Below are 13375 nucleotides of genomic sequence, written 5' to 3'. Positions count from 1 at the left end.
CGTGATAATACGCGATTTAATGCAATGACCTTCAACCAGGAGTATTAAATGGCGGATCGGCTCACCGGCATGGAAGTATTCGTGCGAGCGGTCAGGCTGGGCGGTCTGTCAGCCGCCGGGCGCGCCATGGGCATCTCGCCCAGTATGGCGGCACGGCATCTCGACGCGCTGGAGGAAAGGCTGGGCACAAGGCTGGTCAACCGCACTACGCGCCGTCTGGCGCTGACCGATGCAGGGCAGGTTTATCTGGACCGGGCCGAGCACGTACTGGCCGAAATTGCGGAAGCCGATGCCGAAGCCTCGGCGCAGTCCCGCACGGTGCAGGGGCTGTTACGGGTGAGCGCACCGGCCACATTCGGTGTGATGCATATCGCCCCGCTGGCGGCGGAGTTTCATCGCCTCAATCCCGGCGTCACGATCGAACTGGGCCTCGACGATCGCTATGTCGATCTGCTGGAAGAGCGATGGGATACGGCCATCCGCATCGGCCGGTTGAGCGACAGCAGCCTGATGGCGCGGAGCCTGGCACCGATGCGGCTGGCGATTTGCGCGTCTCCCGCTTATCTCGCCGAACGCGGCACGCCCGATACAATAGAGGATCTGAAGGATCACGATTGCCTCTGCTATACGCTGAGCACACCAACCGGCTCCGCCTGGGGTTTCGGCAAAGACGGTGCGCGTCAGGTGACGGTTCGCGGATCGCTGCATGCCAATAATGGAGAAGCGCTGATCCGCGCGGCAACAGCGGGGCAGGGGCTGGTTTACGGGCCGCGCTTCATCGCCGCCGAAGCGATCAACCGGGGCGAGCTTGTAGAAGTTTTGCTGGACGCCGAATATATGGATCTCGGCTCGGTCTATGCGGTGACTCATTCACGCCGCGGCCTGTCGGCGAAAATCCGCGCATGGCTCGATTTTCTGTATGACCGGGTGCCGCCTCTGGCCCATGACTGGTGAGCACCCGAAGCGCCTCCGATCACGATTCTGCCGTCGGCATCGCGGGGCGAGGCGCTATTTTACAGGGAAGCGGCGAATCTGCGGATCTTTACAGGAATAGATCACATAGCTTTCATAATATGCCGACCGGGCCCGGGCCTGAACCGCAGCATGTTCGACATGGCCGGCCCAGGCCCGAGCGTCCTCCTCGGTCTCCCATTCCGAAAGCGATAACGCTTCCCCGTCGGCCGATGCGTACCGTCGGAAATCGATAAATCCCGGTTGCTGCCGCGCCAGTTCTTCCATGCGGGCAGCGTCGGCAGCATAGGCTTCAGCGTCCATATCGGGGCGCTTGAAATTGCGAAAAACATTCACATACACAATCGTCGCTCCTCTTCACTTGCAACCGGCCAGATCACTCCGGTCAGAAAGCCTGCGTCACACCGATTTTCGCGGTGAAGCCCAGCGCATTGGCTGTCAGCGGATCGTAATTCTGGTCGAGGCGGGCGAAAGGCGGATCTTCGTCGAAAATATTGGCCAGCGTGAGCGACAGGCTCGTGCGGCTCGGCAAAGTGATCCGGTAGCTCATGTCGAGCGTTGCAAAACTGCCGATCCGCTTGCCGGCGGTAACGGCTTCCCCCGCCAGCACCGCATTGTCCGGGCCGAACACCGCATCGCCGCGCCGGTCGGTATAGGGACCGATATAATTGAGCTGGAAACGCAGCGACTGCCTGCCCCACAGGGCCTGTGCGAAAAGCTGCCCCTTCCAGTGCGGCAGCGGATAGGCGGTCGTCTGATAGTTGAGGCTGCCTGCGGCATCGAAAGCGGGCTGCACGGTGATCCCTTCGACCACCACATCGCCTACCTTATAGTCGATCACATAGCTGCCCGACACACCGCCCTGTAACAGCACATCGCCCAGCCCCTGTTCGAGACTGGCCTGAAAATCCACACCCGAAGTCATCACATCGGCCGCGTTGATATTATAGGTGGTGAAGCGCTGGACATTGGACGCGCCGCACACACCACCCGAAAAGGTGAAGCGCGCTTCCAGCCCGGCATATGCGGGATTGCCGCAATTCTCCGTGCCGCTGGCACCGAACAGAGCGGAGACGATGCCATTCACCGGCTCGCCTTCGATGGCACCCTCGAAATCGTAGCGCCAGTAATCCAGACTCGCATGCAGCGGGCCTTTGGCGACAGTAAAGCCAGCATTATAGGTGGTGGCGCTTTCGGGTTTCAGTGCGGGATTGGCGCGCTGATCGACCGGGCGAAAAGCCCCGCCGATGAAATTCATCACCACCAGATCGGCGCCGGTGGCTTCGGATGGCGGGCCGCGGAAGGTCGAACCGACACCGCCGCGCAAGGTCAGCCAGTCGGTCAGCCCGATACTCACCCGCGCCTGCGGGTCGAAAGTGGACCCCACACTTGCACCGTAATCCTCGTAGCGGGCGGAAATTTGCGCGCGGATATGGCTGGTCAGGGGCAGTTGCAGCTCACCGAAAACCGCCAGGACATCGCTCGACACCGCGACATTGCGATTGGAACCGAGAAAGCCGATCGGGCCGACTTCCGTATCGCAGGTCGCATCGGCCACAAGCACCGAGCCGGGGCATGGATAAGCGTCGAGATTATTGGTCGCGCCATAGGTCCGGGCATAACGATTTTTGCGATATTGCCCGCCCAGCGCAAATTGCACATCGCCGCCCGGCAGGGTGATGCCGGTCGAACCCGACAGCACCGCATCGCCGACCCATTGCCGCGTATTGGCGCCGCGCTCGATCACCGTGAAGAAGCTCTCTATCACGGACGCATCGTTGATAAGCCCCGCTCCCGGTGTCAGGTCGAGGCCGAGGGGATTGTCCGTTCCGGCGAAATGAGGATTGGCTTCACCCGTGATGGAATTGCCCACCATGCCGCTGGAAAAGGGGTTGAGGAACAGGCAGCCATCGCGCCCCGCCCTTGCCGCCAGCTCCGCCTCGCTCAGTCCGGCGCGCGATTGCGGCGTGGCATAAGCGCAACCGGCGCCGCCGAAACCCGCCAGCGCATTCTGCAGAGGATCGACGAAACTGTCGCCGCCCTGAAAATATCGGTCATATTCGCTGAAGGTCAGGCTGGTGGTGAGTTGCAGACTATCCGAAAGATCGGCCCGCAATTCGCCCGAAATATGATAGAAATCCGAATTGCGGTCGAGCACTGCCGCACCCTGGTCATTATCGTAGAGCGGATTGCCCGAAGCGAGCAGCGAGCGAAAGCGCACCGGATAAGCGAGCGCAGCCCGGTCGGGCCGGTTATCGGCACCGAGCGAACATCCCGCAGCCTCCCCGTAACGGGCGCAATAATCGATCAGCGCCGGCGCATAAGAGGGGATGACGAATAATCCGCTGCCCCCATAGGCGGCATTTTCCGAGGGCGAAATGGTCGGCAGATAGCTCGGTGTGGTGGTCAGCACCGTATCGGTATGGCCGTAAAGCCCGGTCAGGCGCAGATCGACACGATCGCTCAGCGGCAAAGAGAGATCGGCGAGAAACTGATAACGGTCCTCAGGTTCGATCAGATTGGAATAGGACAGGTAATCCGTGTTGCACAGATCGGCACTCGACCCTGCGCGCGAACGAAAGCCGCCCAGCGCTTCGCAACCTTCATCGGCGGTGAAAGACAAACCGCCCGCCGAGCCGTTGAAATCGAAATTGCCCGGTGCGCCGCCGCCCGACCAGCCCCCTTGCGGGTTGCGGTCATAAGGCAGCATGGCGAAATCGCGATCCGTCACACGCAGTTCGGATCGATGCTGATAACCCGCCGAGAGGAACAGCCGCGCATCGCCCATGCTACCGCCCCAGCTCAGCGCAGCACTGCCATCGCCGTCAGACCCGTCAATATAGCGATAATCGCCGCTTGCCAGAAACCCGTCCTGATCGGTACGGGTCACGAAATTGACGACACCGGCAATCGCATCCGATCCGTAAGTGGTCGCTGCCCCGTCTTTCAGTATCTCCACCCGTTCGAGCGCAGCGGCGGGGATCATATTGATATCCACCACCGGCACATTGCCCGAAGCGCTGGACACCATGCGCTTGCCGTTCAGCAGAACCAGCGTGCGTTGCGGCCCGAGGCTGCGCAGATTGACCGATGCGGTGCCTTCATTGAACTGGCTGCGCGAATCGAATTGTGCCGATTCCGCCAGCGTCCCGTTCGAATTGGGCAATTGCCGCAAGAGATCGACCATGGTGGGCGAACCCTGCCGGGCAAGATCTGTGGCGGTGATGACATCGACCGGCGCTACATCCTTCTGCGTCCATCCGCGAATCAGCGTGCCGGTGACGAGAATTTCAGGATTGTCCGAAAGCGCACCCGATGTCGCCTCGCCGGTCGCCGCACCATTGTCTTGTGCCAGGGCAGGATGCGCCAACATTGCACTGCCGCAACACAATGCCCAAACCAGACGCCCAGCATCGGCCCGTTTCCCACCCTTTTTCATTCGAACCCTATCTATTCCCTCAAAGGCCGGGCCGCAGTTACGCAGAATGGCATCGAGGTCAATTGCGAAGAGTTGGCAGCCCTGTCAGCACAAGAGCGCCGGACCGGGAGGCTCAGAGGTGCCGCATCCAGTATTGCAGCGCTTTGGGGCTTTCGCGTTCTTCGCCATGCTCTTTCCAGGCCAGTTCGGTTTCCAGCCCGTCCATCGGCGCATAGCCGCGGGCGCGCCAGAACGGATCGAGCGGGCTGTAACCGGCAGGCCTTGCGGGATGGCCGGCAGGCCGGATCACCGAAGCGAACACCGCCATCTGCGCCCCCGCCGCGCGCGCTGCCGCTTCCCGTTCGTCGAAAAAAGCATGGCCGATACCCTGCCCGCGCCAGGCTGACAGCAACACACTTTCACCGAAATAGAAAATCCGCGAAACATCATGGCCGCGCTCTTCGAAAACCTGCCGGAAGGCCGGCTTTTGCCCTGCCATGGGCGATGCGGTGGCCGCACCCACCAGTCTTTCCCCCTCCAGCGCAGCCACCATCACGCTGCCCTTCTCTTCCGAAAATTCACGCAGATAGCGCGCTTCATAGTCCGGATCGCCATCGTAGAGATAAGGGTATTGCGCGAAGACGCTGATCCGCAAGGCGCCCAGATCGTCGAGAAATCGCGCCATATCCGCGCCATGGAATGTGCAAATCTTACAGGCCATAAGCCCGTGCTAACCCGCAGTGTTATGGGCTGCAATTGCCTTATGGCGACTTTGCGCATATAGGCGCTCGGGAACGCCCTGGCCTTTCCGTATTCTTCTGCGTGATTCTTCATGGCAGGAGGCCGTATCGCCGGGGCGCCGTCTTTTGCGCTCCCGAAGGATGCATGCCCATGTCCCGTCGCCGCCAGATCTACGAAGGCAAGGCCAAGATTCTCTATGAAGGCCCTGAACCCGGCACTCTGATCCAGTATTTCAAAGACGATGCCACTGCGTTCAATGCGCAGAAAAAAGGCACCATCAACGGCAAGGGTGTCATTAATAACCGTATTTCGGAGCATGTCTTCACGCGGCTTTCGCATATTGGCATTCCGACGCATTTTATTCGCCGGCTGAATATGCGCGAACAGCTCGTGCGCCAGTGCGAAATCGTGCCCATCGAAGTGGTGTTGCGCAATGTCGCTGCCGGTTCGATCTGCAAGCGGCTCGGCCTTGAAGAAGGTGAACCGCTGCCGCACACGCTGATCGAATATTATTATAAAGACGATGCTCTGGGCGATCCGATGATCGCCGAGGAACATATCGCCTGTTTCGGCTGGGCCTCGCCCGAAGAAATGCAGGATATTTCCTCGATGGCGATCCGCATCAATGATTTCATGTGCGGCATGTTCGCCGCCATCGACATCCGTCTGGTCGATTTCAAACTCGAATTCGGCCGCATATGGGATGGCGATTTCAGCCGGATCATTCTGGCCGACGAGATCAGCCCCGATGGCTGCCGCCTGTGGGATATGAAAACCGGCGAAAAGCTCGATAAAGACCGGTTCCGCCGCGATCTCGGCGGTGAGGAAGAAGCTTATCAGGAAGTCGCCCGCAGGCTCGGTCTGCTCGAAAATGTCGATGGCGGCCCCGGTGAAGTGCTCGATATGGCCAACCATCGCAGCCGGATGCGCAACAGCCCACCGAAGAAATGATCGCCATTCCCCTGCAGATCTGAACAGCGGGCGCTACGGCGCCCGTTGCTTTATGTCGGGGTTCTGCCTCCTCGCAGGCATTTTGCGCGATAAAGCGACGTTTTCCTGTGTCTGATGACGTCCCGGATATTGCCCGTTCACGGACTGCACCCTAAGCCACTGGCATGTATTCTCCGGTTCTGACGTCCGCCCGCACTCTCCTGCTTGCCACTTCGCTTTTCGCCATGACAGCCTGCGCCACACAGGAACGGGTCAGACCTGTCGAGACCGCCTCCCCGGCGAGCAAGGGAAACAACAGGCAAGACCCTGCTTCCGTTACCGCTCCTGCCAACGAACCGGACTGGGCCTTCGAAAAAAGCGATCTCCCGCTCGATCCCGATTACCGTTTCGGCGTGCTCGCCAACGGAATGCGCTATATTATACGGCATAATGACACGCCCGCAGGGCAAGGCATGGTGCAATTGCGGGTGGATTCGGGCTCTCTGTCCGAAAGGGACAGTGAACGCGGCTATGCCCATTTTATCGAGCATATGGCCTTTAACGGCTCGACCCATGTGCCCGAAGGCGAAATGGTCAAATTGCTGGAACGCGAAGGTCTGGCTTTCGGCGCGGACACCAATGCCTCCACCAGTTTCGACTATACGCTCTACAAGCTCGATCTGCCGCGCAACGATCCCAAACTGCTCGACACCGCACTGATGCTGATGCGTGAAACGGCCAGCGAACTGACTTTCGATCCGGCAGCGGTACAACGCGAAAAGGGGGTGGTCCTTTCCGAAAAGCTTGTGCGCAACACCTATAGTCTGCGCAATACGACCGACCGTTTCAAATTCCTCTATCCTGACGCCCGCTTTCCCGAACGGCTGCCCATCGGCACGGATGCGGCTTTGCAAAAAGCCGATGCACCGGCGCTGAAAGCTTTGTGGCAGCGGCTCTACCAGCCCGAAAATACCGCTCTGATCGTGGTTGGTGCTTTCGATCCGGATGCCGTGGAAGCTGCTATTCACCAGCATTTCGACGGTTGGAAAGGTCAGTCAGCGCCGCAAAAAGCCGGCGCCGGTCCGATCGATCCCGATCATCGGGGCGAGACTGAGATCTATCTCGATCCCAGCCTTCCCGAACGCATCACCGCATCGCGCAGCGGCGTCTGGCTGAATGAACCCGACACGATTGCCAATCGCCGCGAGAATGTTCTGCGCCAGATCGGCTATGGCATTATCAACCGCCGTTTTCAGCGCCTTGCGCGGAGCGACAACCCGCCTTTCCGCGGAGCCGGGCTCGGCACCAGCGAAGTTTTCGAGGCGGGCCGCACCACCAATCTGGTCGTCGATGCCGATAATGGCAAATGGCGCCCGGCCTTCGATGCCGCCATCGCCGAATATCGCCGCGCGCTGGCTTTCGGCTTTTCCGAGGCCGAAGTGCAGGAACAGGTCGCCGGTTTACGCACTGCGCTGGAAAATGCCGCCGCCGGGGAAGCTACCCGCTCCAACGCGTCCTATGTCAACAGTGCACTGATGCTGCTGGCCGACGATCAGGTGCCCACAACATCGGCCAGCGCACTGGAACGGTTCAAGGCGCTGGAACCGGATATCACCCCGGACAGTGTATTGCAGGCCCTACAGGAAGAGCTGGTTCCACTCGACGATCCGCTGATCCGTTTCGAAGGCAAGACCGCACCCGAGGGCGGTAAACAGGCTCTGCGCGCAGTCTGGCAAGAAGGCATGGCCGAAGAGCTGAAACCCGAAGATCAGGTCCAGCTTTCCGATTTCGGCTATGACAATTTCGGAACGCCGGGAACGATTGTGTCGGATCAGACCGAGCCGTTGCTCGGCATCCGCACAGTGCGCTTCGATAACGGGCTGGTGCTCAACCTCAAGCCGACCGATCTCCAGAAGGATCGCGTGCTGGTCGAACTGAATATCGATGGCGGGAAAATGCTCAACACGCGAGACAATCCGCTGGCCACCGCCATGTCTTCGGTGCTGCCGCTGGGCGGCCTCGGCAAGCATAGCTATGACGAATTGCAGTCTATCCTCGCCGGGCGCAGTGTCGGTTTCTCGCTATCGGCTGCCAGCGAGACATTCGATATGGCTGCCGAGACCACTCCGCGCGACCTGGAATTGCAACTGCAATTATTCGCCTCAGCCATCAGCGATCCGGGATATCGCAAGGTCGGCGAGTTGCGCTATCGCCGCAATATCCGCAATTTCTTCGCCCGATTGACCGCCACACCGAACAATGCGCTGGCCAATGCGCTGGGCGCTATCGTTTCGGACAATGATCCGCGTTTCACGCTCCAGCCCGAAAATGCCTATCTCTCGCTGACTTTCGATAAATTGCGTCAGGACATTGGCGACCGGCTCGATCATGGTGCACTGGAACTGGGCATTGTCGGCGATTTCGATTCCGACCGGGTGATCGATCTGGTCAGCCATACGCTGGGCGCCTTGCCACAGCGCGAGGCGGAGGACCGCCCCTATACCGCCAACCGACAGCGCCGTTTCACCGAGGATCGCCACCCGCGCATCATCTATCATGACGGCGCCGACGATCAGGCATTGCTGCGAATGACCTGGCCGACCCGCGACGACAAGGACTTCGCCGAATCCGCGAGACTTCGCCTGCTCGAAAGAGTTATGCGGCTGGAACTGACCGCCAGCCTGCGCGAAGAGCTGGGCCAGACCTATTCGCCCGGCGTCAATGCCAGCCAGTCCGACATTTACGACGATTACGGCACTTTCACCATCGCCGCATCCCTGAATGTGGATGATGTGGATTCTGCGCGGCAGGCCATGCTCGAAACGGTACGTTCACTGATCGACACCCCGATCGATGCCGATACGCTGCTGCGTGCCCGCCAGCCGCTGCTCGAAAGCTATGACAATGCGCTCAAAAACAATAATGGCTGGCTCAGCCTTGTCGATCGCGCGCATAGTCAGGCAGACCGGATTGCCCGTTTCACCAAAGGCAAGGCCGAGCTGGAATCGCTGACGGCGAAGGACCTTCAGGACGTAGCGAAGCGCTATCTCAGCCCGGATAAAAGGCTGGAAATCACTGTCCTTCCCCGCTCTAGGGAGCCGCAAAAGCCATGATACGGACCGCGATTTTGCCCGCGCCGCCTCTTGCAGCCGGGGCCCGGTACAGGCATAGGCCGTTGCAGCATTCGCTGTCCTCCAGCACCGCTCCAATTCGAAAGATGTGCCGATGAAAGTCCAGATCCATATCAGCCTCAAGCCCGGCGTGCTCGATCCGCAGGGCCGCGCCATTCATCATGCGCTGGAAGGCCTTGGCTTTTCCGGTGTGAACGATGTGCGCGCCGGCCGTCTGATCGAACTCGATGTCGCCGACGACATCAGCGATGCCCAGCTTGACGAGATGTGCTCCAAGCTGCTCGCCAATATGGTCATTGAAAACTACCGGATCGAAAAGCTGGAGAACGCCTGATGGCTTTTCGTTCGGCTGTCATCACCTTTCCCGGCTCCAATTGCGACCGGGATATGGCGGTCGCGCTGGAGAATGTCTCCGGCACCGCACCGGTTCGCGTCTGGCACGGCGATGCCGCTCTGCCAGACAATCTTGATTTCATCGCTCTGCCCGGCGGTTTCTCTTATGGGGACTATCTGCGCTCGGGCGCTATGGCGGCGCGCAGCCCGATCATGAAAGCGGTGATCGAAGCAGCCGCGCGCGGCGTCGCAGTGCTGGGCGTATGCAACGGCTTTCAGGTGCTGGCCGAAGCGCAATTGCTGCCCGGCGCACTGATGCGCAATGCGAACCAGCATTTCATCTGCCGCGACGTGCCGCTGATTGTCGAAAATGACAGCTCCATTTTCACCAATGCCTATCGCAAAGGCGAAACCATCCGCATTCCGGTGGCGCATCATGATGGTAATTTCTTTGCCGATGACGATATGCTGGACCGGCTGGAAGGCGAAGGCCGCGTCGCTTTCCGCTATGCCGAAGCCTGCAACGGCTCACGCCGCGATATTGCCGGCGTGCTCAATGAAGCGGGCAATGTGCTGGGCATGATGCCGCATCCCGAACGGGCGGTGGAAACCATTCACGGCGGCACCGACGGCCGTGCTTTGTTCGAAAGCGCGGTAAAAGGGCTCGTGGCAGCCTGATCCTGCGCCCGCTCTGCGGCATAATCGGCATATGCGGATTGCCAAACCCGATGCGGGGGTCACCGCATCGGGCATAATCGAGCCTTCCTTCCAGGCATATCCGCAATTGTCAGACTGACAACCCGATCACCCGGCCGCGTGCCGACGCAGATGGCGCCAGGCCGCTGCCAGGATCAGAAGGGCGCAACCCGTCAGGCCGAAACCGGCCAGGATCGGAGAGCGCAGCCCCAGCCCTGCATCGACAGTCACCGCTCCGGCTACCGCGCCCACCGCATTGGCGATGTTGAAAGCGGCCATGTTGAGTGCGCCCATCATGGTCGGCGATTCGGGTGCCATTTCCATCATCCGCACCGTGATGGAGGGTACGGCGGAATTCAGCAGGAAGGTTGTCACAAACAGAGTGACAAGAAGACCGACTGGATAAGGCGCAACCGCATACATCACCACCATAGCCGCCATCGCCGCCATCAGGGCCAGGATGAGCGCACGAAAACGATAGCGATCCGCCAGACCGCCCCCGTAAAGCGCACCAAGCGCAATGCCGAAACCGATCAGAACCTGTGCCACGGGCGTCATCTCGCTGCTCATTCCCGCGACATCGGTCACCAGCGGTCCGATAAAGGTATAGATAGCGAACAGGCTGGATACGGCGAAAGACCCGAACAGGACCATGATCCATACATTCCAGCGGCGTAGCGATGTCAGTTCCTGTATAACGGAACTGCCCTGCATATCGGATCGCTGAGGAATGGCGAAAACAAGACACATGGCAGCGAACAACCCGAGAAGAGCAATCGCGACATAAGCTGCGCGCCAGTCACTCTGCTGGCCGATGAAGGTTCCCACCGGGGCCCCGGCAATGGTTGCAACCGAGATCCCGAAGAAAACCAGCGATACCGCCCTGCCCGCCCGCTCCGGCCCGACGATCCGGGTCGCCACTACCGAAGCGGCACCAAAATAGACCCCCTGCGGCAAACCGCTCATAAAACGGGCAGCGACCAGCGACAGCATATCACCGGACAAGGCCGTCAGCAGATTGGCAAGACAGGCCAGCCCCATCAGCGCGATCAGCAGCACCTTCTTGTTAAGCCGCGCCGCAGCTATGGTGAGAAGCGGTGCGCCGATCGTCACCCCCAGCGCATAGGCTGTGATGCCATTCGTCGCCGCCGGTATGCTCAGATTCAGCCCCTCGGCATAGAGCGGCAAGAGCCCCATGCTCGCAAATTCCGAGGTGGAAATGGCAAAGGCGCCCAATGCGAGTGCGCCGAGAGCTATCGCGCTTTTGCGCGTCATGAAGTGGTGTGCGTCAGACATATCGGCAAAACTCTATGGACAGGCGAGCGCGCACCGCCGACATGCGGACTGCGCGGGATGATCGCTGAAATCCATTAGTTAGGTTCAGTCGGAACAATGGAAAAGTCCCGGACTGTTTCCTGCACCGATGAGCTGCACTCACCTATCGTGCCTGGGCAGAGGCTGGCTGCATGATTCCGAAAGGGACGATATCGTGCCCGGAAAATGCGCCATGCCCGGCCCGGCAGACCTTGACATGGCGCATTATCGATCCGGTCAGTTAAGCATCTCAGCCAAGACCGACAGTGACCGATTTCAGCTCGGTATAGGCTTCGATTCCGGCCTTGCCGTTTTCACGACCCCAGCCGCTGGCCTTGTATCCGCCAAGCGGCAGAGCAGGATCGACTCCCGGCGAGCCGTTGATGCGAACAGAGCCCGCTTTCAGGCGACGTGCCAGCTTATGTGCCTTGGTGATATCGCTGGTATAAATCGATGCGGCGAGGCCGAATTCGGTCTCATTGCCGTAAGCCGCCAGCCGTTCCACATCCTCTTCGGCTTTGAAACGTGCAGCGCACAGAACCGGTCCGAAAATCTCTTCCTTGCGGACTTTCATCGAGGCTTCGGTTTCCACCAGAACGGTCGGTTCGACATACCAGCCCTCGCCGTCCTTGCGCTGGCCACCGACCAGCACATCGGCCCCTTCGGCCTGCCCTGACTGAATATAGCCTGTTACCCGATCCAGCTGGCTCTCACTAACAAGCGGGCCGATTACAGTATCGGGATCGAGCGTATGGCCGACTTTCAGAGCCTTTGCCATTCCGGCGATGCCTTCAAGCACCTGATCGGCCACTTCTTCGGCCACGAACAGGCGCGATCCTGCCGCACAGACCTGTCCGGCATTGAAGAAGATACCCATCGCAGCGGCTGGAATCGCTTTCGCCAGATCCGCATCGGCAAAGATGAAAGTCGGCGATTTCCCGCCCAGTTCGAGCTGGACGCGCTTGAAATTGGTTTTGGACGCGTCGATGATAGCGCGGCCCGTGGCGGTCGATCCCGTAAAGGCGACCTTGTCGACATCCATATGCGATGCCAGCGCCGCACCGGCGGTGCGTCCCAACCCGGTAACGATATTCACCACGCCTTCGGGAATACCCGCTTCCTGAATCAACTGACCAAGACGCAGTGTTGAAAGCGGCGTCTGCTCAGCCGGCTTGAGTACAATGGTACAACCCGCCGCCAGCGCAGGAGCAAGTTTGCCCACCGCCATAACCAGCGGGAAGTTCCACGGTACAATCTGTGCGCAGACTCCGATCGGTTCGCGCAGCACATAGGACAACCACTCGCCCGGCGCGGAAACTTCATGCGTTTCGCCGGTAATCTTAGTGGCCCAGCCGGCGTTGTAGCGCAATTGCCCCACCGAACCGCCGACATCGATCATCCGGCTGAACTGAATCGGCCGCCCGACATCGAGCGTTTCGATCAAAGCCAGCTCATCGCCATGTTTCTCCATCAGATCGGCCAGATTGAGCAGCAATTTGGCCCGCTGGTCGGGTTTCATCTGCGGCCAGGGTCCGGTTTCGAAGGCCTTGCGCGCAGCAGCCACAGCAGCGTCGATATCGGCCTGCCCGGCAGCGGCGACTTCCGACAGAATAGTTCCATCGGCCGGATTCTCGGTTGTGAATGTCTCGCCGCTTTGTGATTCGCGCCATTCACCACCGATCAGCATTTTCGCCGGAGCCTTGCTCCACTGCGCCTTAAGCGCCTCAACACGGCTGTTCAGATCTTCATTCATAATTGACTCTCTCCCAATGCTTGTGACCTGTCTCGAATAGAGGCATAAGAATTGTAAGCACCACTTACCATAAAAATCCGGTGCCAG

General features: G+C 59.9%; 10 protein-coding genes. 5 read left to right on the top strand and 5 right to left on the bottom strand.

Translation table 11 applies throughout. From position 1 onward, the window contains the following. Positions 1-48: 48 nt before the first annotated feature. Positions 49-954 (top strand): LysR family transcriptional regulator, encoded by a 906-nt coding sequence (locus D6851_RS13225; protein WP_120325342.1) that lies wholly within the window; start codon positions 49-51, stop codon positions 952-954. Positions 955-1008: 54 nt separating this feature from the next. Here the strand turns inward: D6851_RS13225 and D6851_RS13220 are convergent, their stop codons facing one another. The 3 genes from D6851_RS13220 to D6851_RS13210 all read right to left on the bottom strand — a co-directional run bounded on the left by D6851_RS13220 (position 1009) and on the right by D6851_RS13210 (position 5075). Next, positions 1009-1314, bottom strand: coding sequence for an antibiotic biosynthesis monooxygenase family protein (locus tag D6851_RS13220; RefSeq protein WP_120325341.1), 306 nt, complete (start codon positions 1312-1314; stop codon positions 1009-1011). Between the two features lie 43 nt (positions 1315-1357). Then, the gene (locus D6851_RS13215) at positions 1358-4411 is read right to left on the bottom strand and encodes a TonB-dependent receptor plug domain-containing protein (RefSeq protein WP_120325340.1); all 3054 of its coding nucleotides are present in this window, start codon (positions 4409-4411) and stop codon (positions 1358-1360) included. 112 nt (positions 4412-4523) lie between these two features. Beyond that, positions 4524-5075 (bottom strand): GNAT family N-acetyltransferase, encoded by a 552-nt coding sequence (locus tag D6851_RS13210; protein WP_238474094.1) that lies wholly within the window; start codon positions 5073-5075, stop codon positions 4524-4526. Between the two features lie 206 nt (positions 5076-5281). On the opposite strand from D6851_RS13210, the gene purC reads away from it, so the two are divergent. From purC to purQ, 4 genes are all read left to right on the top strand, one after another. Continuing rightward, complete coding sequence (gene purC / locus D6851_RS13205) at positions 5282-6082, top strand: phosphoribosylaminoimidazolesuccinocarboxamide synthase (RefSeq protein WP_120325338.1); 801 nt, start codon at positions 5282-5284, stop codon at positions 6080-6082. Positions 6083-6246: 164 nt separating this feature from the next. Continuing rightward, a complete protein-coding gene (locus D6851_RS13200) occupies positions 6247-9174 on the top strand; it encodes a M16 family metallopeptidase (protein ID WP_120325337.1) in 2928 nt (975 codons plus the stop codon). A 112-nt stretch (positions 9175-9286) separates the two neighbouring features. Next, positions 9287-9526, top strand: a complete 240-nt coding sequence (gene purS, locus D6851_RS13195) for a phosphoribosylformylglycinamidine synthase subunit PurS (RefSeq protein WP_120325336.1) — start codon at positions 9287-9289, stop codon at positions 9524-9526. Then, positions 9526-10203 carry a phosphoribosylformylglycinamidine synthase subunit PurQ gene (purQ, locus tag D6851_RS13190; protein ID WP_120325335.1) on the top strand — a complete coding sequence of 226 codons (678 nt, stop codon included), beginning with the start codon at positions 9526-9528 and terminating at the stop codon, positions 10201-10203. The genes purS and purQ overlap by 1 nt, the downstream gene beginning before the upstream one ends. A 126-nt stretch (positions 10204-10329) precedes the next feature. On the opposite strand, the gene D6851_RS13185 is transcribed toward purQ, so the two are convergent. Beyond that, entirely contained in the window at positions 10330-11517 is a 1188-nt protein-coding gene (locus D6851_RS13185) for an MFS transporter (RefSeq protein ID WP_120325334.1), read from the bottom strand. 268 nt (positions 11518-11785) lie between these two features. Next, complete coding sequence (locus tag D6851_RS13180; RefSeq protein ID WP_120325333.1) at positions 11786-13288, bottom strand: aldehyde dehydrogenase family protein; 1503 nt, start codon at positions 13286-13288, stop codon at positions 11786-11788. Positions 13289-13375: the final 87 nt, after the last annotated feature.

It is taken from the genome of Altericroceibacterium spongiae (assembly GCF_003610805.1).
Taxonomy (GTDB): Bacteria; Pseudomonadota; Alphaproteobacteria; order Sphingomonadales; family Sphingomonadaceae; genus Altericroceibacterium; species Altericroceibacterium spongiae.
Note: the sequence above shows the minus strand (reverse complement) of the source record. Positions and strands in the feature narration are given on the sequence as shown.